At 45.1% G+C, this 23,482-nt stretch carries 27 protein-coding genes; 17 read left to right on the forward strand and 10 right to left on the reverse strand.

The genetic code is table 11. The features are described from left to right. Positions 1–341 precede the first annotated feature (341 nt). Both QUB30_RS24885 and QUB30_RS24890 read left to right on the forward strand, forming a co-directional pair. Positions 342–497 (forward strand): hypothetical protein, encoded by a 156-nt coding sequence (locus QUB30_RS24885; protein WP_333338944.1) that lies wholly within the window; start codon positions 342–344, stop codon positions 495–497. 263 nt (positions 498–760) lie between these two features. Then, positions 761–1,690 carry a phosphoribulokinase gene (locus tag QUB30_RS24890; protein WP_333338946.1) on the forward strand — a complete coding sequence of 310 codons (930 nt, stop codon included), beginning with the start codon at positions 761–763 and terminating at the stop codon, positions 1,688–1,690. Positions 1,691–1,892: 202 nt separating this feature from the next. On the opposite strand, the gene QUB30_RS24895 is transcribed toward QUB30_RS24890, so the two are convergent. Next, positions 1,893–2,099: a hypothetical protein gene (locus tag QUB30_RS24895; RefSeq protein WP_333338949.1), complete on the reverse strand. Its 207-nt coding sequence runs from the start codon at positions 2,097–2,099 to the stop codon at positions 1,893–1,895. A gap of 110 nt (positions 2,100–2,209) precedes the next feature. Between QUB30_RS24895 and QUB30_RS24900 the strand changes: the two genes are divergently transcribed. Continuing rightward, positions 2,210–3,190 (forward strand): ABC transporter ATP-binding protein, encoded by a 981-nt coding sequence (locus QUB30_RS24900; protein WP_333338954.1) that lies wholly within the window; start codon positions 2,210–2,212, stop codon positions 3,188–3,190. Between the two features lie 120 nt (positions 3,191–3,310). On the opposite strand, the gene QUB30_RS24905 is transcribed toward QUB30_RS24900, so the two are convergent. Further along, positions 3,311–4,921 (reverse strand): ATP-binding protein, encoded by a 1,611-nt coding sequence (locus tag QUB30_RS24905; RefSeq protein ID WP_333338958.1) that lies wholly within the window; start codon positions 4,919–4,921, stop codon positions 3,311–3,313. A 364-nt stretch (positions 4,922–5,285) separates the two neighbouring features. Between QUB30_RS24905 and QUB30_RS24910 the strand changes: the two genes are divergently transcribed. Beyond that, the gene (locus QUB30_RS24910; RefSeq protein WP_333338960.1) at positions 5,286–9,140 is read left to right on the forward strand and encodes a hypothetical protein; all 3,855 of its coding nucleotides are present in this window, start codon (positions 5,286–5,288) and stop codon (positions 9,138–9,140) included. Positions 9,141–9,189: 49 nt separating this feature from the next. After that, entirely contained in the window at positions 9,190–9,360 is a 171-nt protein-coding gene (locus QUB30_RS24915; protein ID WP_333338963.1) for a hypothetical protein, read from the forward strand. On the opposite strand, the gene QUB30_RS24920 is transcribed toward QUB30_RS24915, so the two are convergent. Next, positions 9,355–9,690, reverse strand: a complete 336-nt coding sequence (locus tag QUB30_RS24920; RefSeq protein ID WP_333338966.1) for a DUF5615 family PIN-like protein — start codon at positions 9,688–9,690, stop codon at positions 9,355–9,357. The genes QUB30_RS24915 and QUB30_RS24920 overlap by 6 nt on opposite strands. Beyond that, positions 9,674–9,997 (reverse strand): DUF433 domain-containing protein, encoded by a 324-nt coding sequence (locus tag QUB30_RS24925; protein ID WP_333338968.1) that lies wholly within the window; start codon positions 9,995–9,997, stop codon positions 9,674–9,676. Before QUB30_RS24925 ends, QUB30_RS24920 begins: the two co-directional genes overlap by 17 nt. 308 nt (positions 9,998–10,305) lie before the next feature. Between QUB30_RS24925 and QUB30_RS24930 the strand changes: the two genes are divergently transcribed. The 3 genes from QUB30_RS24930 to QUB30_RS24940 are packed head-to-tail and all read left to right on the forward strand — an operon-like array spanning position 10,306 to position 11,001. After that, the gene (locus QUB30_RS24930; protein ID WP_333138223.1) at positions 10,306–10,488 is read left to right on the forward strand and encodes a hypothetical protein; all 183 of its coding nucleotides are present in this window, start codon (positions 10,306–10,308) and stop codon (positions 10,486–10,488) included. A 40-nt stretch (positions 10,489–10,528) separates the two neighbouring features. Further along, positions 10,529–10,732, forward strand: coding sequence for a hypothetical protein (locus tag QUB30_RS24935; RefSeq protein ID WP_333290342.1), 204 nt, complete (start codon positions 10,529–10,531; stop codon positions 10,730–10,732). Further along, positions 10,729–11,001: a type II toxin-antitoxin system RelE/ParE family toxin gene (locus QUB30_RS24940; protein ID WP_333338970.1), complete on the forward strand. Its 273-nt coding sequence runs from the start codon at positions 10,729–10,731 to the stop codon at positions 10,999–11,001. The genes QUB30_RS24935 and QUB30_RS24940 overlap by 4 nt, the downstream gene beginning before the upstream one ends. A gap of 89 nt (positions 11,002–11,090) precedes the next feature. Here QUB30_RS24940 and QUB30_RS24945 read toward each other — a convergent pair whose 3' ends face one another. The 3 genes from QUB30_RS24945 to QUB30_RS24955 form a co-directional block, all read right to left on the reverse strand. Next, positions 11,091–11,342, reverse strand: coding sequence for a DUF2281 domain-containing protein (locus QUB30_RS24945; RefSeq protein ID WP_333290344.1), 252 nt, complete (start codon positions 11,340–11,342; stop codon positions 11,091–11,093). 121 nt (positions 11,343–11,463) lie between these two features. Further along, complete coding sequence (locus QUB30_RS24950; RefSeq protein WP_333338973.1) at positions 11,464–12,117, reverse strand: Uma2 family endonuclease; 654 nt, start codon at positions 12,115–12,117, stop codon at positions 11,464–11,466. Between the two features lie 200 nt (positions 12,118–12,317). Then, positions 12,318–13,334, reverse strand: a complete 1,017-nt coding sequence (locus QUB30_RS24955; protein WP_333338975.1) for an adenosine kinase — start codon at positions 13,332–13,334, stop codon at positions 12,318–12,320. Between the two features lie 166 nt (positions 13,335–13,500). On the opposite strand from QUB30_RS24955, the gene QUB30_RS24960 reads away from it, so the two are divergent. The 4 genes from QUB30_RS24960 (at position 13,501) to QUB30_RS24975 (ending at position 16,971) form a co-directional block, all read left to right on the forward strand. Beyond that, entirely contained in the window at positions 13,501–15,066 is a 1,566-nt protein-coding gene (locus QUB30_RS24960; protein ID WP_333338977.1) for an AAA family ATPase, read from the forward strand. Between the two features lie 185 nt (positions 15,067–15,251). Next, positions 15,252–15,479, forward strand: coding sequence for a hypothetical protein (locus tag QUB30_RS24965; RefSeq protein WP_333338980.1), 228 nt, complete (start codon positions 15,252–15,254; stop codon positions 15,477–15,479). A 173-nt stretch (positions 15,480–15,652) separates the two neighbouring features. Continuing rightward, positions 15,653–16,447 carry a YdcF family protein gene (locus QUB30_RS24970; RefSeq protein WP_333338983.1) on the forward strand — a complete coding sequence of 265 codons (795 nt, stop codon included), beginning with the start codon at positions 15,653–15,655 and terminating at the stop codon, positions 16,445–16,447. Positions 16,448–16,737: 290 nt separating this feature from the next. Further along, the gene (locus tag QUB30_RS24975; protein ID WP_333338985.1) at positions 16,738–16,971 is read left to right on the forward strand and encodes a hypothetical protein; all 234 of its coding nucleotides are present in this window, start codon (positions 16,738–16,740) and stop codon (positions 16,969–16,971) included. A 291-nt stretch (positions 16,972–17,262) separates the two neighbouring features. Here the strand turns inward: QUB30_RS24975 and QUB30_RS24980 are convergent, their stop codons facing one another. Together QUB30_RS24980 and QUB30_RS24985 are read right to left on the reverse strand one after the other, a co-directional pair. Then, complete coding sequence (locus QUB30_RS24980; protein WP_242722517.1) at positions 17,263–17,496, reverse strand: ferredoxin-thioredoxin reductase variable chain; 234 nt, start codon at positions 17,494–17,496, stop codon at positions 17,263–17,265. Positions 17,497–17,778: 282 nt separating this feature from the next. After that, positions 17,779–20,547: a DUF3536 domain-containing protein gene (locus tag QUB30_RS24985; protein ID WP_333338988.1), complete on the reverse strand. Its 2,769-nt coding sequence runs from the start codon at positions 20,545–20,547 to the stop codon at positions 17,779–17,781. A 792-nt stretch (positions 20,548–21,339) separates the two neighbouring features. Here QUB30_RS24985 and QUB30_RS24990 point away from each other — a divergent pair. Further along, entirely contained in the window at positions 21,340–21,543 is a 204-nt protein-coding gene (locus QUB30_RS24990; RefSeq protein WP_333338993.1) for a DUF1016 N-terminal domain-containing protein, read from the forward strand. A gap of 199 nt (positions 21,544–21,742) precedes the next feature. Here QUB30_RS24990 and QUB30_RS24995 read toward each other — a convergent pair whose 3' ends face one another. Then, the gene (locus QUB30_RS24995) at positions 21,743–21,880 is read right to left on the reverse strand and encodes a hypothetical protein (RefSeq protein WP_333338996.1); all 138 of its coding nucleotides are present in this window, start codon (positions 21,878–21,880) and stop codon (positions 21,743–21,745) included. 10 nt (positions 21,881–21,890) lie between these two features. Between QUB30_RS24995 and QUB30_RS25000 the strand changes: the two genes are divergently transcribed. From QUB30_RS25000 to QUB30_RS25015, 4 genes are all read left to right on the forward strand, one after another. Next, the gene (locus QUB30_RS25000) at positions 21,891–22,412 is read left to right on the forward strand and encodes a hypothetical protein (RefSeq protein WP_333338999.1); all 522 of its coding nucleotides are present in this window, start codon (positions 21,891–21,893) and stop codon (positions 22,410–22,412) included. Positions 22,413–22,481: 69 nt separating this feature from the next. Then, entirely contained in the window at positions 22,482–22,664 is a 183-nt protein-coding gene (locus QUB30_RS25005; RefSeq protein WP_333339088.1) for a DUF4365 domain-containing protein, read from the forward strand. 56 nt (positions 22,665–22,720) lie between these two features. Then, positions 22,721–22,936, forward strand: a complete 216-nt coding sequence (locus tag QUB30_RS25010) for a DUF4365 domain-containing protein (RefSeq protein WP_333339091.1) — start codon at positions 22,721–22,723, stop codon at positions 22,934–22,936. Then, on the forward strand, positions 22,933–23,481 hold the full coding sequence (locus tag QUB30_RS25015) for a hypothetical protein (protein ID WP_333339002.1): 549 nt from the start codon (positions 22,933–22,935) through the stop codon (positions 23,479–23,481). The genes QUB30_RS25010 and QUB30_RS25015 overlap by 4 nt, the downstream gene beginning before the upstream one ends. Position 23,482: the final 1 nt, after the last annotated feature.

Genomic DNA, 23,482 nt, shown 5'->3' on the forward strand with positions numbered 1-23,482 from the left:
TAAGTTAGGAGTTGGGATTCAATTAAATCTCAGCAAAACTTTTCATTATATCATAAAATTATTTTGCAAGAGATCTATTGTCGTCAACAATTAAAATCCTGCCCCTAAATTTGTGAGAATATGGTTGATTCATCGGCTTGCTACGGGCTTAGTTCAACTTGAGATTTGTTTAAATTTAGAAATTACGCACGGGTGCGTCGAAACTGATTTTTTTCACAAAAAGACGCCTTGCAGCAGGCAAGCAAGACTAAAAAAGACAGGTTATTGAGGGCCTAATTGCGTCCAGAACTCAAATTTATACTAATTTGTCAAAATAACGAAAGCTTTGGCTAAAACTTCCTATGGCTGGTAAAGTTGGTCAGCCTCCGCCTCGATTGATTGAGTGGCAAATTGATTCACTGCTTGCTGCCGGTTTTGAAACCAAAAATATCCCACCCGTAGCACCGCTGCTGCAATTAGCACTACAAAACAGACTACCGGGACACTTTGTAGGGTAATTTTCTCCAAATTGTGACAGTAGCCGGATTCAAAAGTACGATCGACATCGCAGGCAGTTGAGAAATGGGCGTGATTTTTTAATCAGATACTCTCTCAGTCTCAGGTGCCGCATTATATTAAGAAATATGACAATAATTTTACACATTAGGGAGAGTCCGGGGGATCGACTCAAACCATCGGATCGAGCGATCGGATCGAACACAACTTTGATAAAATGTAAGATTCACAACAAAATTTGCTATTGTCCGTCGGGGTAAAAACAATGAGCGATCGACCAATTATTCTCGGTATTGTCGGAGACAGCGCAGCGGGCAAAACCACCCTGACGCGGGGAATTGCCCAAGTATTGGGGCCAGAAAATGTCACTGTGATTTGTACTGACGACTATCACCGCTACGACAGAAAGCAGCGGGCCGAAATCGGGATCACAGCACTGCATCCCGACTGCAATTACCTCGACATCATGCAGCAGCACCTCAGCCTGCTGCGCACCGGACAAGCAATTCTCAAACCCATCTACAACCACACCACAGGTACATTCGACGCGCCGGAATACATCAAGCCCAGCAAATTTGTCATAGTTGAAGGTTTGCTGGGTTACGCAACCCGAACAATCCGCGATTCTTACGACGTAAAAGTGTATCTCGCTCCCCCAGAAGAGTTGCGAACTCAGTGGAAAGTTAAGCGGGATATCATGAAGCGCGGTTATACTGAAGAACAGGTGCTGGCAGAAATGCAAAAGCGGGAACCGGATTCAGAAGACTTCATTCGCCCTCAGCGCAAATCGGCCGACGTTGTAGTTAGTTTTTACCCGCCAGAAGCGGACAATGAATCGAATTTGAGCGTCCGTTTAGTGCTCAGACCGACAATTCCTCACCCTGATTTTACTGAAATTTTAGGTCGAGGCAGCGATAGTTTTAAACCTGCAATTCGCTTGGAACTCGATCGGGATATGGGCAAACCTGTTGACGTTTTGGAAGTAGACTCCCACGCTACCAGCGATCAAGTAAACGAACTGGAAATGATCTTGTGCAGCGAGTTGCCACACCTGCGGGGATTTTGCACTGCCCAAGGCAACCCGGAAATTGGCAAACTGATCGGCACAACTGGCGAAGTTTTGCAAAGTTACCCGCTAGCTTTGACGCAGTTGCTGGTTGCATATCACATGATGAAAGCAATTCACGTGTATTAATTTAGTGAGAAAACTCGGCGGTTTCAACCGCCCAACAGTCAAACTTTCGTCGGTGGCTCGACTGAGCTTCCCGGAACGTCCTGGGCGGACTAAATAGTGGTAAGGTGCGAATTGCGCACCTTACAAATAGCAGCATTTCGTCCGTAGTTTTCTGTACATAATTTACGGGCGAAATTGCGGAATTTAAATTATATTATTTGTGTCACAATTGAGGATAAATCCTCAGTGCTGGTAAAGTCAGATTAGCATTAGCCAATTGCTGAATCGGCAGCGAGACTGGCAAATGACTTTGAGGTGCGGGCAGCATTTCGCCTCGGAAGTCGAGGATGGTGACGAGCAGCAGGTAGGCAACTGCTAAAATTATAGAAATCACCCCAGTGATAATAGCAATAATTTTTGAACGATCCATATTCAGAAATATTTAAGTGCAGCTAAGATTAGTTTAACATTAAACAGAACAATTATTACTGAACTTATGCCATAGAATATAATCAGGTGCTACTTATTTCGCTTACGAAAATGGAACCTCTTATAGATGCGCCAACTTCCACCGAGATGCCCGGAGCTACCCCAGTGGTGGAAACATTTAACCTGGGGAAGTTCTACCGTACCGGCTTCTGGATGAATGAAAAAATTGAATCGCTCAAAAATTGCACTCTGACTGTCTCTGAGGGGGAAACTTTCGGGTTGTTAGGGCAAAATGGAGCGGGGAAAACTACGCTGCTGAAAACTTTGCTGGGTATAGTGCGCCCCACTTCTGGGCGGGCGCTGCTGTTGGGGAGGCCTTTGGGCGATCGCACCGTGAAGCAGCGAGTCGGCTATTTGCCAGAAAATCCCTATTTTTACGATTATCTCACCGGCTGGGAATTCTTGCAGTTTGCGGCGGGGTTATTTCAAATTCCCCCCTCAATTCAGCGACAGAGAATTCCGAATTTGTTAGATCTAGTTGGGCTATCTCAATCGGCGGCAATTAAAAAACAGTTGCGCCAGTATTCTAAGGGAATGCTGCAACGGATCGGCATGGCTCAAGCTTTGATTAACAATCCAGATGTGGTATTTTTGGATGAGCCGATGTCTGGTTTAGATCCGATGGGACGCTATCAGATGCGGGAGATAATTTTATCGCTAAAAAATCAAGGAAAAACGATTTTTTTTAATTCGCATATATTGTCTGATGTGGAGAAGATTTGCGATCGAGTGGCAATTTTGGCCAAGGGTGAGTTAATCTGCATTGGTGCGATCGACGAAATCCTAGGTAATACTGAAACTTACCGGGTTGAAGGTAGGGGCGGTCACTTGAATATCCTGAAAAAATGGATACCGGATATGGAAGTTGATAATGATTTGTGGTACGGTCATTTGCAGGGCGATCCGAAGGAGTTTCTTTCTAGTCTGAGCGGTACGGGAGGGCAGCTAATTGGGATGAATTTGGCTAAGCCTAGTTTGGAAGAGTTTTTTATGCAGCAACTGCAAGAAAGAGGGATTTATTCTAGTGGTTGAAGTTTATACATCAAGTTTATTGTGGGGCGGGCATCTTGCCCGCCCTGACTATAGAAACGGGCAAGATGTCCGTTCCAAAAAACATCAAGTTTATTGTGGGTTGGGCATCTTGCCCGCCTCTTAAAGACTAATGTTTTTTACTTCCTTTAACAATGGCAACTGTAGATTTTCACATACTAACTCTGCACAATTCCACTGCCGCAAATACTCATAGACTTCAGAAATAATCCCATTTGCTGCATCTAAATTTTGTGATTGAAAGGCATGATAGTGCGCTCTAATTAAGGGCTGAATATCCTCGATATCTTGCCATTCGGATTTTGGTTTGATGGGAATGCTGATATAATAACTATAGGCTTGGCTGTGAGCGGTACGGAGATTTTCGGGATTTTGACTTAGCAGGTACTCGCCCTTTTCTCGAACTAGCGGATGCAACTGATAGGATTTGAGGTGGCGATCGTAATATAGCAATTGTCGGCGCTTGAGTGCCTGGATAATATTTTCTTTCAGTTCATACTTGCTAACTTCTGGCATTTGAGCGCTAATCCCTGCAAAAGATAGCGGATATTCTGAGGTTTGGTAGACAGAAATTCGGCTGAGACAAGTTTGCTCGCCGTCGCTGAGACGGGCTATCATTTCATCGATCGCTCTTTCAATATCTCGAATCAGCAACCAGTCTCTCTGGTGCAGAAAAATCCCGACATTTCCCTGAAACTCGGTATCATCTCGAATCAAGGCTGCAATGAGTTGTAAGGCTTTGGGGTGTCCTGAATAGCGATCGCACATTTCGGCTAATTCTTCTGGATTTGCAGTTAGATTAAAAGATTGCAATAGGGCAACTGCTGCATCTCGATCCAATCCGTTTAGCGGGATTTCGCGGGTGACTGTTGACGGCAATTCGGCTAAGCTTTCGCGACTGGTGAAAATAATTTTGCTTTGATGTTCTGTTTCTAATAGTTGTTTGAATAACCAAGCATATTCTGCACAATCTTCGGCGAAATAACCAGCGGCTTTGGCTTCTCCTGTTTTCAAAAGTGTGTCGGCGCGATCGAAAACGAGCAAGCAAGGTTTTTCTCTGAGGATTTTGAGCTGATTTTCGGTTTTTTTGAAATAGTCATTTTGAGCGTTGACGGCTGCGGTAATGTCGCCGTTGGAGAGGGTGAATAGCAGGGAGTCAATTGTGCGATCGAAGGGGGGTGCTTTGCCTGTTGCGGATTGCAAGGATTGCCAAGCGGCGCAGGTGAAGGGGGTTTTTTCTGTGTGGAGTTGGCGAATTAGTTGGCTGACGAGGGTGGTTTTTCCGATGCCTGGTAATCCGACAATTGAGATGGCGGTGATATCTGAGTTAACGATCGTAGTTTTTAAGATATCGAGTTCTTTTGTGCGCTGTACCCAATTTCTGATGGGGGGTAAGTTTTCTGGGAGGGGGAAAGTGCGATCGTTTTCGCTGTCTAGGGGGATATCTGCGATCGCGGCGGCTAAAAGTGGCTCTGTTTTCTTGATTTTGTAGCCTTCAGCAATGTATTCCCAGTTTTCTATTTCTACTGCTTTGCAAATATTGATAAAGTTCTCTCGTCTAATTTCTATTTTCGCCCAAAACCGCTTTAAGGTAGCTGTTGAAACTAAAGCGGCAACACACCAGGCATCCTCAGTTTTATTCCATCCGAGATTGCGTCTTACCATGTCAATGATTTTTAGCCCTTCTTCGGATGCTCTGAGCAAACCTGCCATTGCTACTCCTCTACGGAAACTCTGCCTTAGTAAATAATGTTACATGATTTGGTGAGCCAAATGAGCCAAATGAGCCAAGTGAGCCTTTGATGTTGAGCCAAATGGTGAGCCGTTAAGCCTATACAGATTCAGGATTGTGGAGTATTGTGAAATGATGTGTTTGGCTGTCAGCTACGTTTGACGGTGCATCGGGCGGGCGATCGGGGATACAGCTTATCTGCTGTTGGGAGCAATGTAAAGTTTTATTACAAAAACAGGGCGAACTGCATAAAGAGCAGATGAAGGCCCTGATAGATATCTAGGAAGGCTTGCAAGGCGGGCTTTGCTGGTTTTGACGCAACTATATTTGTGAGGAGATGGGATTATGAAGTTACTGACAGATGATGTGTTGTTGGGTAGTGGAGTGGATGCGAGTGCGATCACACCTCTAGAGGAAGAGATTAAGGGCGATCGAATCTTGTCCTATGGTTTGGATACCCGCAGTGCTAGCCAGTTAGGGGCTAGTTCGTCTTTCATTTCGACTTTCGACGGACTAAGCGGACAAGTTGGAACGATCGATCCCTCAGCAAAATTCACCCAAATTGCTAGTACCTTCAGTTTCTCCGACATCGCTGTTTCTAAAGATGGGACAATTTTTGGAATTACGCCCACTCAGTTATTCAAAATCGATCCAATATCGGGTTTAACTTCATTTGTTGGCGGCTTTCCTGCGGGTGTCAACATGAATGCTCTAGAATTTGCCAATGATATCCTTTATGCGGCTGGGGATTCTAACTTATACGCGATTAATACCACTAATGCGGGAGTATCTTTAATCGCTAACTTGGAATCTACTGGATTCAATAGCAGTGGGGACTTGGCATTTGATGCTCCGAATAATCGATTTTTAGCGACATCGAAGGGGGCGACAAGCGATAGTTTGTATGCGGTGTCTCTAACTGGTCAAGCAGCCAAAATTGGCGATATTGGCTTTAGTAATATTTTAGCCTTGATGTTTGAAGGCGAGAAGCTGTTTGGTTTCACGGCGGATGGGGCGCGAATTGCGATCGATCCTGGAACGGGAGCGGGGGTTTTTGATACCCTTGTCAAGGGTATTAGCGATCGAATTGGGGGAGCATCTGGTATTCAAATTAAGAAAGGAGAGGTACTGTCGAGCACTCCCGGAACTATTCTGTCAGCGGATACGATCGATGTGTTTTTGCCACCGGGGGGCGAAATTACTTTAGAAATAACTGTGACGGTGCCTGGGGATGGTTCAGAGCCTATTAGATCGGTTCGCAGTATAGAAAATGGCGATCGGAGTGCTTCAGCCGTTACTAATCAGTTACCCCTTGATGTGTTTCTACTGCAAGATATTTCAGACTCGTTTGAGGACGATTTACCTGTTGTCCAAAAGTTAGTTCCAAATTTGGTTAGCAGACTGCAAGGTATTCAACCTAACACCACATTTGGGGTTGGTTCCTTCATAGACAAGCCTATAAATCCGTTTGGTAGCTCAGCAAATAGTGATTATGTTTACCGCACAAATCTGCCCCTAACGACGAATACGGCTGCCCTACAGTCAACAGTAAATAATTTTATCATTCGCTCAGGCAGAGATTTTCCTGAAGCGCAACTGGAAGGACTACTGCAAACGGCACTTCGCAGTCAAAGTGAAATTGGTTTCCGTGACAGTTCTCGGCGTGTCGTTGTTTTAGCAACGGATGCAGACTTTCATCAGGCGGGCGATGGGAGAGAATTTGGCATCACCAAACCCAATAATCTCGACACGATTCTTGATGGAAATCCGCCGGGAACAGGAGAAGATTATCCATCGGTTCCACAAGTTAGGCAAGCATTAATTAATGCTAATCTTGTACCCGTTTTTGCAGTCACCGAGGATCAAATTGCCACTTACAGAGATTTGGTTGATGACAGCGATGGTGATGGATTGGGATTTGGTTCTGTGGTAGAATTAAAATCCGATAGTTCTAATTTGGTGGATGCGATCGCCACAGGGTTAGACGTAGTTGGAAGAGAAATTAATGTTGTTCCAGTTAGTGATGAATTCGGTTATGTCAAGGAGATCACACCGCCTAAGTTTACTGACGTTTTGCCAGGACAAACCCTGACTTTCAGAGTGAAGTTAAAGTCTGATGGTAAAGGTGGTGATGATACTTTGAACTTGCGGGCTCTTGGCTTTGGCGACACGAAGATTAATATTGTTACAGAGCGAGTTCCCACGTCAGTCAACAACCCTCCCGCAGTCATACAAGGTTCTGTAACTGGTGACTTCAAATTATCGCCTGATGATTTTTTATTGCAACAGACTTTGGTAGCAACGGCTGGGGGTCTTCTTGGTGGTGCAATAGGAGTAACCTTTGTTAACCCATTAGCTGGACTTGCTACAGCAGTAGGAGCCGCTTATGCTGTTCCAAAACTTGGTGAAGGTGCCGGATCTTTTCCTTATGGAGTCTTGGGTCGTACAAAGTTTGAAATCACAGATCCCGACAATTTTTCTCGGGAAAAGCGCGAAATCGAGCTAAAACTGTTTAGCTCTACAGATAAGCAACCATCTCCCTTTGAGTCAGAAACTGAAACAGGAAAAACCTGGGTTGTTATTCACGGGTGGAATGATGGGCCGACGGGAAACTTACCCAAACTAGCAGCAGCTTTAGCAAATGTCCGACCTAATGATAAAGTTTATTTCTTAAACTGGGAGCAAGCTTCTGTTAATGGTCGCCTAACTAATGATGATGAAAACGATTTAGAGTCATCTCTAAGAGTAGGTAACTATTTTGCTGCTAAGTGGATTAGACCAGTTGCAGAATTTGTAGTCACGGAACTACTAAACAAATTAAAAATAGATTCTGTGGCAGCTAGCGAAAATCTAAACTTAATAGGTCATAGTCTGGGATCATTAGTCAGCGGTGAAATTGGTCGCCTCTACAAAGAAGGCTTCAAAGATGACAAAGGCAACGAAATAAAACCAAATGGAGTAGGTGTTAACACTATTACTGCTTTAGATCCGCCATCAGAAAGCAGCATCGATCTCCTAACCCTTGGAGGTGTTGACTATGATTTAGATGGTCGAAATACTCAAGCAGATTCGCCCAATAAATTTAGTGAAGTCTCTAATTACTCTCTAGCACTTGTGGGAGCACGAAGCCTTGCCGGAAATCAGCAACTTGCTGCCACTGCTGATGAGTCATTCCAGATGGATTTTGGTGGTTTGAGCGTGCCAGTAGATGAACACGGTCAAGTTGTTCAGACTTTCACAAACTTGCTGAATCAGATAAAAAAGGATCAGCCGTTAGGATTACTCCAGCAAGAAATTATCAAAGATCGCATCCTCACTGAGCGAGGGCGCTTCAATACAAAACAAAATGCTTACTTTTACCTTACAAATCCTATCGATCGTCTATCTGAAAAGCTGTTTGTTCATGAAGGAATTTTGTCAGTTCAAGCACCAGATAGACCAATCTTTCTTGCTGGTAAGGATACCAACTCAGCAAATGATGATATAGTCTACGGTAGCATTGATAGTAACATAGGCGATCTCAAGCTAGACGGAAGTAATTTCGATGGTCTTTTAGGGGTGACTGGTAACTCTATCTTTACAGGCTCAGGAAATGACAAAATCTTCGGTGATACTGGTAATGATGAAATTAATGGCGACAGTGGTGATGACACTCTAGATGGTGGAGCAGGTAACGATACGCTCATAGGCGGCAATGGGTTATTTGATTCTGGAAAAGATGTACTTGAAGGCGGTGAGGGTAATGATTTAATAACAGGCGGTGGTGACAAAGATATCCTCACTGGTGGAACCGGTTCAGATAGATTAGATGGTGGGAACGATGATGATGTTATTTTTGGTGGATTGGACAAACAGCAAGACACCCTAATCGGCGGTTTAGGTAATAATTTGTTTCTGTTGGCTACTGATACAGGTTTACCTATTACAGATACAGCTAATCTAGACAAAGTTGACATAATAGAGGATTTTCGTGCAGGTTTCTTGCCGGACGGCATAGGCGGCGATCTTCGTGGTATCAGCGGAATTGGCTTACTCAACGGTTTAAAGCCAGAGCAAATTGAAGTGGAAAAATTGGGTGAAGGATTGGGCGGTTTATTTAACCAAAAGACAGCGATTATTGCTAATGGTCAGTATTTGGCTGTGCTCAAGGGTGAGTGGTTCACGAAGGGTGATTTGAGACTGACAGAAATACCAACTTGAGCATTAGGATCGATATTCAATTGTATCTGATATGAGTGCTAAAAATACAATGGTATGGTGTGCAATCGCCCTTAATCCCTGCCCGTTCATCCGCATTCATCTGCAGTTCAAAAAAGAGCGATCGCCCTTACGACAAAAAGTGCGATCGCCCTTCATCCCTCCCCGTTCATCCGCCTTCATCTGCGGTAAAAAAAAGAGCGATCGCCCTTCATCCTCATAAATACTCTACCATTCCGACCATATCTGCCGGTGTGTAAATTTCATATAGCAAAATCAACATTTCTATTACTTGTCCGATCGAACGACTCGCCTGTTTAAAATAAGCGACACCAGGATGATTCTTACTCATACCAGCTATAACTAGAAAGTCTCGATCCTGAGTGACAAGCACTCGCTGCTGCTGTTGAATAAACAACCACTGCTGCTCATCTATCTTAGTCCTTAATCCTGCTTCAACCGTTGTCGTCACATCAATACCATAGAGACGTAACGCCCTAGCAATGTCCCGATCGATATGCTCATCTAAATGAAACCTAATTCGCAGACTCACCTTTTAATTCCTTGATTTTTGTTTGTAACCTCCCTGGATTTTGACGCATAAATTCATCCACAAAAGCATCATCTTCTGCCATTTCTCTGTCAATTGCTTGGCGATGATCGTAATAATAAGCCATAGCGTCATAAACTGCTGCTACAAGCAGATCGTACTTAGTGGCAATTTCTAAAAGAGAATAACCCATTTTTAGGTGCATCACCATCACATCTTGTACGGCGATTCTCGTCCCAGCAATCCGGGGTTTCCCGCCTCGTACTCCCGGTGTTCTTTCAATGTGTTCTACGCTTACTGTTGTTGTCATGATTTTTTATTAGGTATGATTCAAAAATAATACTATTATAGCCAAAACAGAGATTTTTACAAGCTCGCTCGCTTGGAATTTGGAATAATAGCGATCGCCCTTGCTCCATCTGCGTTCATCCCCGTTCATCTGCCTTCATCTGCGGTTCAAAAAAGAGCGATCGCCCTTACGACAAAAAGTGCGTGAAGCGGAGCTATCCCGTAGGGAATCGCCCTTAAAATCAGAATAGACAAACAACATCTAATTTGTTATAATTAAGTAAAACTCAACCAACCGAGTTTTACCCAACTTTATAATAGCTGAAAGATATGTTTTGGATTCTGAAAAACTTAATCAGCACAGATCCACAAGGACACCTCAGTTTAAACCTCGAACCCAAGTCAACAGAGTATCGCGTTCTCGTCAACGAAGCCGGACAAATTTTATTAGACCCAATAACCAACATACCCGATCGCACTTCATCGGGTTCTGAGATATCGCTGTTAAAATAGAAGCATCATTCCCTCATAACTCATCTCACCATAAAAGTGTATGAAAATAGAAGACTATCCACTGGCTAAAGAATTGATATTCGATGCCGAAGGCAACATTAGTCAAGTTATTCTAGATTATACCGACTATCAGTATTTCCTAGAAGCGATCGAAGATAAAGGACTTCTCCAGGCTATGCGCGAAGTAAAAAATGAAAACCCGTTAAATTTACAGCAAGCACTTGCAGAACTGGAAAGTGAATGAAAGTCGAATATCTACCCAGTTTTTTGAAAGATTTAAAAGGTCTTAAAAGTACGCCTGTGTTTGAGCAAATCAAGGATTTTGCTTTTGCGGAAATTCCCAATAGTAATGATTTACAAACAATTGTTAACTTAAAAAAATTGAAAGGTGATGATAATGCGTATCGGCTTCGGGTTGGAGACTATCGAATAGGTTTTTATTTTGATGGCGAAACTCTTACTTTTGCCAGGGTGCTTCACCGGAAAGATATTTATCGCTACTTTCCACCATAAAGCTGTTTTTACTATGGCAGAATGTTTTGGGCAACTTGTCCTTGTCCTTTGAAATAGTAAATTAATGTATTTGTATGCAAAATGTACATCTAAAAGCTCTCCCGCAAGATGTCTTCCCCCGACTCCGCACGAATCTGTTCCAGAGTAGGAAAGTCTTCGGCCCATGTTCCAGCTAGGGAATAAACCAATTCTGTCGAAGGAGTTAAAGAACCTACTGTGTCGGTGGATTGGTTCTCATTCAGGTACTTGGCACGAATCAACTCAGCGAAAGTGAGAATTTCGCTAGCTTGGTTTTCGGGAAGGGTTTTGACGATCGCGTAAATCTGTTCAATGATAGTCATAATCTGGTGAGAAATAAACTGTCGTTAAATTTTATTTAAGCAATAGCGATCGACCTTTTCATGTCAGTGTTCATCTGCGGTGCAAAAAAGTGCGATCGCCCATTCCTACTCTTTCCAAAACTCACTGCGCCAAAACTTCCCTAACCCTGTCCCGAAATAAACGCACAGCCGCCCTTTGTCCAATACTTTTACTTTGCTCTATCAAACCTGGAATTTCGGCGATCGGCAAAAACGGAAAAGCCAAACTGTTCTCTCTCTCTTCGTAATTCCCCTCAACCAATTGATACACCAAAAGACTTTGATTGCGATATCTCCAGATTTCAGGAACTCCCAGAGCAGCATAAATTGAGAACTTATTCAAAGAAGAACTCGTGTAATCTGATTCTACAACTAAATCTGGTGCAGGATCTGCGGCTAAATTTATTTCATCTTTATTTCTAACTAAAGATTCATTTTGAATGTAAAAACAAGTATCTGGTTCAATAGCACGAGCTAAATCTTCCCGTTCCAGAGTCAACGCACCGAGGCTCATAGCTTCAATTTCTAACTCATCTGCTAAAGCTCCAATAAATAGTTCGAGCATGACTTTAGGTCTTTCATGTTTAGGTAAGGGCATTCTGATTTCTAAAACTCCTTCAGCATAAGCAATTCTCCACGCTCTACCGTCGCCGACATCAGACATTATCGCTTTAAATGTTGACCATTTAATGCCTGTCAAAGTAATTAGTTTTTCCTCGCTACTTTGTATAGGAGGAGTCAATGTGGTTGTTACCATAGGAGCTACGATTAGTTAAGCTTTTATTGATTTTAACACGGCCTTTTCTCATCTGCATCCACTGTGGCACGGGCAGGACGCCTGTGGTTGGGAAGTGACTCATTTCCACTGTGGCCCGGGCGTCTCGCCTGTGTTATGGAAGCAGTTAAAAAAAGAGCGATCGCCCTTTCGACAAAAAGTGCGATCGCCCATTTCAAATCCTAACCAGAAATCACCTCACTCAAAAGATGAGCCTGAGAACCCTCAAGCCGAGGCCCGTGAATCTGCACCACCCTAGAAGCCAAATAATTGCCCCAGCGCGCCGCTTGTACAGAACTCAAACCGTTAGTAATTCCAAACAAAACACCGCCCGCAAAAGCATCCCCAGCACCCACAGTATCGAGCGCCTTTACCGGAAATCCCGCCACATCAACAATCTGTTTGTTCTCCACCACCATGCAGCCTTTATCCCCATTAGTGATAAAAGCTAAATCCGAAATCTCGCTCATTTTCCGAGCGCACTCTTCCAAAGATTCCTCCTTAAAAAAGCTCCGAACTTCATCAGCATTGCAAAAAATTACATCGCAATATTCCGAAACCACCTTGTGAAAATCATCAGCAAATCGATCGACTAAAAAGCCATCCGAAAAAGTAAAAGCCACCTTCACACCCAGACGCTTAGACTGTTCCATCGTCTCAATGCTAGCCTTTCTCGGATCGGGAGCATCCCACAGATAGCCCTCAACATAACTGTACTTGCAGTGACTCAGGCGATCGACATCAATATCAGTCGCCGCCAGAGTAGTAGAAACACCCAAATTAGTACACATCGTGCGTTCCGCATCCGGCGTAGTCAGCACTACACAAGTACCCGTGGGCTCCTTAGACTCAGCAGCAGGATGCACGTTAAAATCAATCCCCGCCGCCAGCAAATCTTGCCGGTAGAATTCCCCGTTAGTATCCTTAGCAACCTTCCCCGAATAATACGCTTTACCGCCGCTCTGAGCCAAACCAATCATCGTATTTGCCGCCGAACCCCCCGATCGCATTTGCAGCGAATTGTGCTCTAAATCGTGCAAAATCCCCCCCTGCGTTTCCGAATTCATCAGCGTCATCCCGCCGCGACTCAGCCCGTGACCGAGTACAAATTCATCTTCTACCAATGCTAGGATGTCTACCAGGGCATTTCCCACGCCAAACACATCCACCGAACGGGAATCTTGATTGTTTTCTGTCATCAGTAATTTTTGGTTTACACTAATTATCAACTTTATAATAAATCGACTTAAACTCAACATCTATTTTCTTTAAGTTATCTTTATATAAATCTCCAAGCCCCAATCGATCTAATCCAAAATCCAACATCCAAAATCCAAAATTTAAAATCTAAAATCTAAAATCGATATGACTGATACTTGTCTCCCACCTCTGATTGAGCAAATGTTGCATCCCGGGTTTTACCCGCACGGGGTGACAGAACCAGTGCAGCTAATTCAGACTCACGCTTCCTTTGTTTTGCTGACAGGAGATTATACTTACAAACTCAAGAAACCAGTCAACTTTGGCTTTTTGGACTATTCAACTTTGGAGAAAAGGCAGCATTTATGCAACGAAGAATTGCTGCTGAACAGACGCACTGCTCCGGAAATTTATCTAGAAGTTTTGCCAATTATTCAAATTGGGGATGCGTTTCAATTGGGCAGCAACTTACCTGCTATAACTCCGGCTGAAGTTGCTGTAGAATACGCACTTAAAATGCGGGAGTTTCCTCAAGATTCGCTGTTGCTTAGTTTGTTGGAACGCGGACTGTTGACCGAGCAAATTATGGCCGACTTAGGGCGGGAAGTTGCCAACTTTCACAGCACGGCAATTAGTAATAGCTACATTCGCACATTTGGCGAAGTCAGTCAGATTCGCAAAGCCATAGACAACAATTACCTGATTTCGCAAAAATATATCGGCGGGCCGCAGACTCAGGCACAATTTCAGGAAACTAAAGATTATACTGATGCGTTTTTTGCGGAAAATCAAGAGTTATTTAACCTGCGGATTGCCAAGAATAAAATTCGCGAGTGTCACGGAGATTTGCACTTGCGGAATATAGCATTGTGGCAAGAGAAAATATTGCTATTCGACTGCATTGAATTTAACGAACCTTTTCGCTTTGTTGATGTCATGTACGATGTGGCTTTTACTGTAATGGATTTGGAATCGCGGGGGCGCAGAGACTTAGGCAATGCTTTTCTCAATACTTACATCGAACAAACAGGGGATTGGGAAGGACTGCAACTGTTGCCTTTGTATTTGAGCCGTCAAGCTTATGTTAGAGCAAAAGTAACTTCGTTAATGTTGGACGATGCCGCTATTTCAACTGCCCAAAAAGCAGAGATTTCACAGACAGCAGATCATTACTATAAACTGGCTTGGGAATACACACAACCGCGCCAGGGAAAGTTAACTTTGATGTCGGGTTTGTCGGGTTCTGGCAAGAGTACAGCAGCTCGATATTTGGCTCGCCGCACTGGGGCAATTCACATTCGATCCGATGCGGTTCGCAAACATTTAGGCGGAATTCCTTTAAATGAACGCGGGGGGCAAGATTTGTACTCGGATGAAATGACCGCGCAGACTTATGGTAGATTGTTAGAGTTGGGGATAATTTTGGCTGAGCGAGGTTGGGATGTGATTTTAGATGCAAAGTTCGATCGCCAAAACTTGAGAACGGATGCAATTAATCAGGCTCAATCCCACGGCTTGCCCCTGCAAATCATTTACTGCACGGCACCAATTGAAGTCTTGCGAGAACGACTGCAACAGCGCAGGGGCGATATTGCCGACGCGACAGCCGAACTATTGAGTTCGCAGCAAGCAGCTTTTGAACCTTTTACAGAATTAGAGCAAATTTCTGTAAAGATTGTAGATACCGCGCAAGACTTAGAGGTACAATTAAACTTGATTTGTGGGGAGTAGTTGCAGCTCGATCGCCTTTGCCAATTTGATTGTCTGCTAATATTGTCAATATCTTTCAGTGTTATTACAAACACAACTCGCAGCTCATGCCAAAATTTACCGGAGACTCCAAGGGGTTTAGCCCCGCGCTGATATGGTTTGTGTTGTTTACCGTTGGGTTTCGCTTAGTAGGATGTAGGCTGCCGATGAGTCTCGGCCTTGGCGTCATCGGCGGCGTAGCAGCAGGTTTAACTGTCGCTTGGTGGCACAACGAACTAATACTCAACCCGAATAAACGTTCCAAAGATACAACCTCGGATGCTATCGTCAATAAAGAAGTAGTGCAGACGGACGACCTTAAATATAGCAAGACTTCTAGGCGTGAAGCTGCTACATTGTTTGGCTGGTTATCAGGGCCAGAGGATCGTCGCTAGCACCGAAAATAGTTTTTAGGATTGAGTTTTAAGCTTTAAGTTAAAGTGTTCATAATTCCCAACTCAATCGTAAAAGTTAACAACTCTCCCACCTAAATTACTAATTACCTATTAGCGATTAACAATAGTCAATTACCCATTACCGCTAACTAGCAATTTGAATTACTTGCTGAATGTTTGTATTTCTGTCGAAACTTCTGCCGCTGTTTATTTATCCTTTGGGGTTGAGTTGCCTGTTAATGATGGCGGCTTTAATCACACTTTGGAAGCGTCCAAAATGGGTGGCAGCACCAATTGCTATGGCTCTAATTATTTTACTGCTAGGAAGTAGCGGTTGGGTTTCAAAATCGTTAGTTCGATCGCTCGAATGGCAAAACTTGCCAACCGCCGAACTCCCCCAAGCTGAAGCGATTATCGTCTTGGGCGGCGGTGTCAAAGCAGCTTTATCTCCCCGTCCTTGGGTAGAATTAGCGGAAGCGGGCGATCGAATAATCTACGGTTCCCGACTTTACCGGCAAGGCAAAGCTTCCCTGCTAATTCTCAGCGGCGGTAGAGTAGATTGGAAAGGCGGCGGGGCTCCCGAATCGGCAGACATGGCAGAAATTGCCCAAACAATGGGTGTACCGGCATCAGCAATTCTGCAAGACCCCGATTCACACAATACTTATCAAAATGCCGTCAACGTGCGAAAAATTTTAGATGCTAAAGGCATAAAAGGGCCGGTTTTGCTAGTGACATCGGCGATGCACATGACTCGATCGCTCTTAATTTTCCAGCGTCAGGGAATAAAAGCAATTGCCGCACCAACAGACTTTCAGATCACGCAGCAGGATATCGCAGCATCCCAAAGCAATTGGCAAGCAGTCGCCTTGGATTTATTGCCGGACACCTATCAGTTAAACCAGTCAACTAAAGCTTTGAAAGAATACATCGGCTTAATCGTTTATCGTCTGCGGGGATGGCTTTAACAGAATTTTAGATTTTAAATTTTGGATTTTAGATTGAAGAATTTAAACTAATATCAAATCCGGTTGCATCGCAATTATAGGGGCGGGGCGGGTTTATATAATTTGTCTATACTTATCAAATATCTGGGCGAACCTGCCCCTACAAAACTTCATCAGATAAGATTCCAAATCAAACGGATACGATCTTAGATCTAAAATCTAAAATCTAAAATCTAAAATCCAAAATTGATTGAGTGTGTTAGCTTAAAGTCATTACAGCAAATATTAGCCACAGTCGCCCCCAAACAATCATGCTGCCCCACGAGTTGCAAAACATTGCCCCAGAACCGACTCCCGCGGCCGAAATTTTTCAGAGACACCAAATTGTCCGCGAGTTTTACGACGAAATTAAGTACCGTCAAGAACTAGAACTTCACTGCCAGTGGTATTACGCTACAGCCAAGCAGAATCAGCAGGAATTGCAGAAAATGCAGGGAGATTTGAATATCTTCGGCTGGTTCAGCCGGGGACGGTCGAAAAATTAAGGATTAAATAAAAAAGGTGGTTTGTAGTAAGAACTTTAGTCCCGCCGATCGACTAAAAGCCACAGAAAAAACTGAAGTCCTCACTACAAACTGTACAACAGCTATATGACTCCCGCCCACAAACGGATACTTGCTTTCGGACAGAAGTCGCGATCGGCGCAAAATTTTAGACTCTAGTTCAAGCTTCCAGATTCATCTGTGGAGTAAATCTAAAATCTAAAATCTAAAATCTAAAATCGACTGACGGGATTTGATATTGTCTTTGGGCTCCGGCTTCAACTTTTGAGACAGCTAGACTTCCGAAGATATCAATTCGACCTCATCCTCTTTCAGGTGAGCTCGAAATTTTTTGTCAAACTGAACTAGAACCGGCCAATTGGCACTGACAGGTCGGCCGTGCCATTCGTGAACGATCGCCACGACTTCCCCTTCCATACCCTTAATATCAAATGGTTGACTGCGATTTTCAGGGTGGTGGTAGACAACAACAGAGTTTTTAATGCAAACGCGATCGCCAACTTTCATAGACTTATATTTAGTGTTCTCTCTTCAAAACTCTGCAAAGCCTACTGGTGCTTAACACTTGTAGGCTTTGCGGACAGTCTTTTTATCTTCCCACACAAGTAGAGCGAAAACTCACAGAAAGTTGGCCGTTCTCTGTCTGTCGGTGCTTCGATCCCCAGCCGCGAGGCAGGGAAGCCGAAATGTCAATCGATTCTGGGTTGATCGCGCAAGCCCGATCGGCATTTCAAGCTCGATCGGGCGGATTCTCAAGGGCGGGAATTGATTTGGCTAATCGAGAAACGATTAACCTAACTGATTTAACCAACACTCAACATCAACGGCCAAGGTTTGACCCAACTCCAGCAACTGCCGGATCGAAGACAAGTCCCAGCCGGCGCCGGAACCTGCAATCCCCAAGGCAACGGCAGCGACCACACTGTCGCCCGCCGAGGCATCTTGCAGTTGCAGCCAGCCCAAACACAGAGGCACAATTTGACTGTACAGAGAATCGAAATACAGTTCCTGCGATTTGTCCAGACACAAACCCAAACTCAGCCGATCGCCCACCGCAATCAAACGCTCGATCGTGCGGATATCAGCTTCCAACTTGACAGGCGAGCGGTCCTCCGCGCCCGATCCTGCTTGCAGCAGCGCGTCAAGCGATCGCCAAACCAGCTTTTCCAAAATTTGCTTGACTTCGGGAACGTTCAACCGACAGCGGAGATGGCCGCTTTCAGTGGCGATCGCCTCAATTTCGGCCAGCAGCGGTTCCACATCCTCCGTTTCCACTTCCAGGGCCTTCGCCGCCGTCAAACAGCGGTGTCCCAAAGCCACCTCAGCAGCCACCTGCAACTCTACCGGCACCGGGAGCTCGTCGCGGTGGAACGCCATCATCACCCCGTAATTTTCGCGGTAAACCTGAGTGTAAAGCTGATCCAACCGAGTCAAATTTTCCTGACTCAGCAACTGCACGATCCGGTGGCGTTCCTCAGCGAATAAATCCCGCAAGCTAAAGGACTGATCCCCAAACAGCCGCACCATTTCCAGAATCGCGTGGGCCGCCGAAGCTTCTTGCATAACTCCAAACAACCGCTCTTTGAGCATAGTGTACGATCGGCGGCTGCCAAAAGGCTGAATGCAGCAGTGGAAGTCCCAGCCGCCGAGGTGCAACGCAGCAAACACAAAAATCTCTGTTTCCCGCGTAATTTCCGAGGTTAACTGCAATTGACCCACAGCCAGAGTCATCGATCCCATGCGCTGAATTTGGAAGTCTTCCTGCTGGGCCTGATAGCAGTAAACTCGCTGTTCGCGGGGATATTTGGCAAACAGAGAACTGATCGCGTAGTGGGCGGCCACTTGTCTGAGACTAATTTGGGCTGTCACTACCAGTTTGCGGTAAACTTCGGCCCCTGTTTTGAAATAGTCAACGTTGCTGGGTACGAGGGCTAGTTGAGTGACAAAATCCTTTTCTAGCTGGACGCCGGTAACTTCGCCCGCCAATTCCAGCGCCCGGGCCGCGTAGCGCAGAATTTGCACGCCTTCTGGCCGCGAGATTTCTTCAAAAAACCAGCCGCAGCTAGTGAACATTAACAGGGCGTGGCGCTGCATTTCCAGCAGTCGCAGTGCGTCTACCTGTTCGGAGGCGTCGAGGGGGCGCACTTGATGGCGTTCGAGGAAACTGTCAACATTAGCGGCCGATCGATCCCGGATGACATAAATATATTCATCTCTGGCTTTCCAGGGATCGCACAACAGCTTGCGCCCCGCTTCTTCGTAAATCGGAATCAGCCGATCGCGCAGCCAATTGAGAGTATCCCGCAAAGGGCGACGCCATTTTTGGTTCCACTCGCCGCCGCCACCGCAGCCGCAATCATCTTGCCAGCGATCGACCCCGTGAGAGCAACTCCAGGCCGTCACGGGTTTGAGTTCCACTTCCCAAGCGCTCGGATTTTGACTTAAATAATGAGCAAAATTCGTCACCGTCCAGCCGCGGCGGGGAAACTCTTCTGTGAAGGCGTAGGCGAGGCATTTTTCGGTACCGTTTTTGTGGTGGCCGAAAGTTTCGCCGTCCGTCGCCACGCAGATTAATTGAGCCGGTCGGTGGTCTCCCCGTACTGCTTGACCCAAGCGCCCCACCAAGTGGTGGCTGCTGCTGAGAACGTCATTGAAGCCCATATCTCGCGAGATCGGGCCGTCGTAGAAAAAGATATCAATGTAGGGAGTGTTGGTAGGTGTTGCTGCGGAATTTTGGAAGTGTCTGCGGCCAAAATGGTGAGTGCTCAGCGGCGAGAGTTGGTGGTCAGCCATCAACCGCATTTCCGGTTTCAAATAGCAGCGGTACGGGCGAGTCGGATCGATTTGACCGCCGCCGACTTCGTGCCATTCGGAATTTTCCGCTGGTTCCCCTTCTTGGTTTTGCCCGATTAGCGGGCGACAGCGTTCGGCTTGGGAGGGGGCTAAGACAATGAAGCGGATGCCTTCAGCGACTAAAACTTCGAGGGTGGCGTAGTCTACGGCGGTTTCGGCGAGCCACATTCCTTCGGGATCGCGATCGAACCGGGAACGGAAATCAGCGATACCCCAGCGAATTTGAGTGTATTTGTCTCGCTCGTTAGCGAGGGGCATGATGATGTGATTGTAGACTTGGGCGATCGCGTTGCCGTGACCGTTGAGACGCTGACAGCTTTTGCGATCGGCTTCCAGAATCCGCTGGTAGACTTCCGCGTCGTAGCGTTCCAGCCAGCTCATCAGGGTCGGCCCGATGTTAAAGCTCATATACTCGTAGTTGTTGACGATCCCCGCGACTTCGCCCCGATCGTTGAGTATGCGGGCAAAGGCGTTCGGGCGGTAGCACTCGTTGTCAATGCGTTCGTTCCAGTCGTGGGCTGGAGAGGCGCTGGCTTGGCGTTCGATCGCGTCCAGGTAAGGGTTTTCCCGGGGCGGCTGGTAAAAGTGACCGTGAACCGTCACGCAGACCCCAGTTGCTGCAGCCACGCTGGTTTGGGTTGCAGCGGTTACGGTTGGCGAAGACAAAGGCAGCACATCGGATTGAGTAGTAGAAATCGAAACCATGCGATCGAATCCTCAAGTAGTTAAAGACAATAAAACCAGCCTAATTAGAAACTGAAACCTTACGCAGCAAGGGTTACAGATAGGCATCTGTTAGGACTAAATTTGGCAGACAAGTTTTGATACATTTGTAGTATTGCGAGCAAAGCATTCGTTCCAAGATGCCAACCGTCGATCCCTGGTTTTTTTGCCAATGCTTTGCTGTTGAAAGAGTTAAAAAAGGTAGCTTTTGCTGCTTTTTGGCACTTGCGACCCATTTCGGGTTAGTGCTTGCAGGGCTGCTCATTGAGAGTTTCATTTACCTTGCTGGATTGTAAAGTCTTATTCATTAAATAGCAACTTTTCGCCGGAAAGATTTAATTTTTGGCAATAAATCTTGGCGGTTGTGGATATCGGTTTAAGGCCCGATGAATTTATAGAGTAAGAGTTTTGCCCGAGTTTCGCATCATACTTTAGGTGCTTTTTACCTAAGTTCTGGAGAAGTTAGGCCGGTTGGGTTAGGGCGAGGCAGATTTGCTGCAAATGTACTTTCCAGAAGAGTTGTAACACTGGTGCGGAGTCAAAAGGCAACAAAAAAGCAAAACGGTAAGTGTTAGGTTTTAACTCCTGAGAGGTATGCGAGGGCGGAGGCGGAGGAGGAGGAGGAGGGTTTGGACGAGAAGATGCTGCATTTGACGGCGAAGTTGGAGAGCCAATTTGCCGAGAGTGCCAAGTTAGAGGCGATGATTCGGGAAAATCTGCAGAGGGTGGGTTCTGGCGGATAGTTCGTCAATTGCTGAAGATTATCATGATTTTTTGCGAGAAATTAAGGAACGTATTGTGCAATATCAAGTGCGGGCCGTACTTTCTGTTAATCGCGAATTAGTGTTGCTTTACTGGCCAATTGGACGGAATATTTTAAACAGGCAACAGCAGCGAGGATGGGGAGCAAAAGTTATAGACAATTTAGGTATTGACTTAGAAACAGCTTTGCCTGAAATGATGTTTGCCGACGATTGAGCCGTTGGAAGCTGAGTTAGAAGCGGTGGATGTGGAAATTGAGGAGGAATGATAAAATTGGAGAGTGCGAAGTCAAGATAACTATTATGAAAAATCTTAGAGCAATCCTTCACCCTAGCTGTAACCAGTGATGTTTTGCGGCCCAAGGTGCTCTCAGGTGAGATTGGGGTGAAGGATTTAGAGAACCTAGCTAGAAATATCAGGAACCCGCACCATCATTTTTCCTATGCACCGTCTTTTCAAACTTGATGCGTTCAGGAGGTTTTGGAGGTTTTGGAGGTTCGGGAGGTTTTCGAGAAGTATTAGACTCTTGCTGATCGGCTGAATTATTAGACATGGAGGTTCCTTTGAGTAATAATGAATGTAATCCCAATATAACCCTAATTTACGAATACGCAGAGCAGGCATTAAAAGATTTAGATATGAGTAGCAATAGGCTTACTACAAAACTAGGTGTAGTGCTGGGATTTGATGCAGCTCTAATTCGCTTTTTTTCCAGCTTGCCCGATCGTTCGCTTGCAGTAAATATTGATGCTTTGGATATTTCTTTGGAGTGTAATTTTTGTTTGGTTTTAAAATTTTCAAGTTACCTGGCTTTAATAATTTCTTTGATTTATTGTTTCTTGGGATTTAAGTCGCAAATAGCAGGGGAAATAATTTTGCCCGCCGAATTAATAGAAAAATGCTTTGACATAACAGAGGAAGAGTATAGACTCTTAATCATAGAAAACTGGAATCAATCCATCAAAGAATTGGCAAAAACTAGAGACAAAATATCAGATTTGTTTAAAGGGGCTATCTGGGCACTAATATGCGCTGCTATTTTGTCAGCTATTGACGTAATTTTATCTTCTTTCTTAGTCAAGTAAACTACTCAAATACAGAGAGGATTAATTAATGACATCAACCAACAAAAAGAATAATTAAGCAACATCTACCTGCAAGCTGTCACCACCGTTGCCGGCTATTCCCTCTACAAACCTTTCGTAGACGATGATAGCGTGGATTGGGGAGTAGCTGCGAAAGGCGGGACAGGCCCCATTAGAGCACCTCGCTTAGAATTGCAGTTAAAATCTACATCAAGAGATATCCAAGACGATAACTCCATCCGCGATCCCTAGAAGTTAAAAACTATGAAGAATTAAGGCTAGAAAACCCTTTCGTCCCCCGCATTCTGATTATCGTTTTAGTACCCGACAGCCAAGAGGATTGGTTGCGCCAATCTCAACAAGAACTCTCCCTGCGCTATTGTGGCTACTGGGCCTCATTGCGAGGGCTACCGCCCACCCAAAATCAAAACACTGTCACTGTTCAAATACCCATACAAAACATTTTCAACACAGACGCTTTAAAAACTCTCATGCAGCGCATTGAATCAGGAGAACTCCTATGATAGTAACAGTCCGCGACCCCGATATTCTCAAAACCTTAGAACCGCCTCAAGTCGCTGCTTATTTACAAAAACACGGATGGCATGAACAAAGCCGAGACGATGACAAATCATCCATCTGGACTCGCAAGAATGAAGCAGGCGAAGACTACGAAATTTTGTTAGCTCTAAAACCAGAAGTCAGCGGTTTTGCTCTGCGGATGTACGAAGTCATGGAAACACTGGAGATTGCCGAAAAGCGCTCTCAAATTGAAATATTAGCAGACCTGATTACTTCACTTCCCAACATTACCCTACAGGGAATTGTCATGCAAATTCACACTCCCAACGCCGACAAATTAAGCGGCGAAATAACCTTAATAGGCGTCATTGCCTACAAACTGCGGAAAATTCCAACCTCCCTGGCCGACATTGATTATATCCTCGCAATCAAAGCCTATCAAGAACGCTTGCCCGTCCTCTGTACGGGCGACTTAATCAAAGAAAATCAAACCTTCACCCTCAAAAACCCCCGCAACTTAACCCTCGATGAATTATGGCAAAACTAAA

The organism is Microcoleus sp. BROC3, assembly GCF_036702515.1.
GTDB lineage: Bacteria > Cyanobacteriota > Cyanobacteriia > Cyanobacteriales > Microcoleaceae > Microcoleus.

Excerpts from the sequence above, each read along its gene's own strand:
- QUB30_RS24885 (WP_333338944.1), top strand. The coding sequence starts at position 342 with ATGGCTGGTAAAGTTGGTCAGCCTCCGCCTCGATTGATTGAGTGGCAA.
- QUB30_RS24890 (WP_333338946.1), top strand. The coding sequence starts at position 761 with ATGAGCGATCGACCAATTATTCTCGGTATTGTCGGAGACAGCGCAGCG.
- QUB30_RS24895 (WP_333338949.1), bottom strand. The coding sequence starts at position 2,099 with ATGGATCGTTCAAAAATTATTGCTATTATCACTGGGGTGATTTCTATA.
- QUB30_RS24900 (WP_333338954.1), top strand. The coding sequence starts at position 2,210 with ATGGAACCTCTTATAGATGCGCCAACTTCCACCGAGATGCCCGGAGCT.
- QUB30_RS24905 (WP_333338958.1), bottom strand. The coding sequence starts at position 4,921 with ATGGCAGGTTTGCTCAGAGCATCCGAAGAAGGGCTAAAAATCATTGAC.
- QUB30_RS24910 (WP_333338960.1), top strand. The coding sequence starts at position 5,286 with ATGAAGTTACTGACAGATGATGTGTTGTTGGGTAGTGGAGTGGATGCG.
- QUB30_RS24915 (WP_333338963.1), top strand. The coding sequence starts at position 9,190 with ATGGTATGGTGTGCAATCGCCCTTAATCCCTGCCCGTTCATCCGCATT.
- QUB30_RS24925 (WP_333338968.1), bottom strand. The coding sequence starts at position 9,997 with ATGACAACAACAGTAAGCGTAGAACACATTGAAAGAACACCGGGAGTA.
- QUB30_RS24930 (WP_333138223.1), top strand. The coding sequence starts at position 10,306 with ATGTTTTGGATTCTGAAAAACTTAATCAGCACAGATCCACAAGGACAC.
- QUB30_RS24935 (WP_333290342.1), top strand. The coding sequence starts at position 10,529 with ATGAAAATAGAAGACTATCCACTGGCTAAAGAATTGATATTCGATGCC.
- QUB30_RS24940 (WP_333338970.1), top strand. The coding sequence starts at position 10,729 with ATGAAAGTCGAATATCTACCCAGTTTTTTGAAAGATTTAAAAGGTCTT.
- QUB30_RS24945 (WP_333290344.1), bottom strand. The coding sequence starts at position 11,342 with ATGACTATCATTGAACAGATTTACGCGATCGTCAAAACCCTTCCCGAA.
- QUB30_RS24950 (WP_333338973.1), bottom strand. The coding sequence starts at position 12,117 with ATGGTAACAACCACATTGACTCCTCCTATACAAAGTAGCGAGGAAAAA.
- QUB30_RS24955 (WP_333338975.1), bottom strand. The coding sequence starts at position 13,334 with ATGACAGAAAACAATCAAGATTCCCGTTCGGTGGATGTGTTTGGCGTG.
- QUB30_RS24960 (WP_333338977.1), top strand. The coding sequence starts at position 13,501 with ATGACTGATACTTGTCTCCCACCTCTGATTGAGCAAATGTTGCATCCC.
- QUB30_RS24965 (WP_333338980.1), top strand. The coding sequence starts at position 15,252 with ATGAGTCTCGGCCTTGGCGTCATCGGCGGCGTAGCAGCAGGTTTAACT.
- QUB30_RS24970 (WP_333338983.1), top strand. The coding sequence starts at position 15,653 with ATGTTTGTATTTCTGTCGAAACTTCTGCCGCTGTTTATTTATCCTTTG.
- QUB30_RS24975 (WP_333338985.1), top strand. The coding sequence starts at position 16,738 with ATGCTGCCCCACGAGTTGCAAAACATTGCCCCAGAACCGACTCCCGCG.
- QUB30_RS24980 (WP_242722517.1), bottom strand. The coding sequence starts at position 17,496 with ATGAAAGTTGGCGATCGCGTTTGCATTAAAAACTCTGTTGTTGTCTAC.
- QUB30_RS24985 (WP_333338988.1), bottom strand. The coding sequence starts at position 20,547 with ATGGTTTCGATTTCTACTACTCAATCCGATGTGCTGCCTTTGTCTTCG.
- QUB30_RS24995 (WP_333338996.1), bottom strand. The coding sequence starts at position 21,880 with ATGTCTAATAATTCAGCCGATCAGCAAGAGTCTAATACTTCTCGAAAA.
- QUB30_RS25015 (WP_333339002.1), top strand. The coding sequence starts at position 22,933 with ATGATAGTAACAGTCCGCGACCCCGATATTCTCAAAACCTTAGAACCG.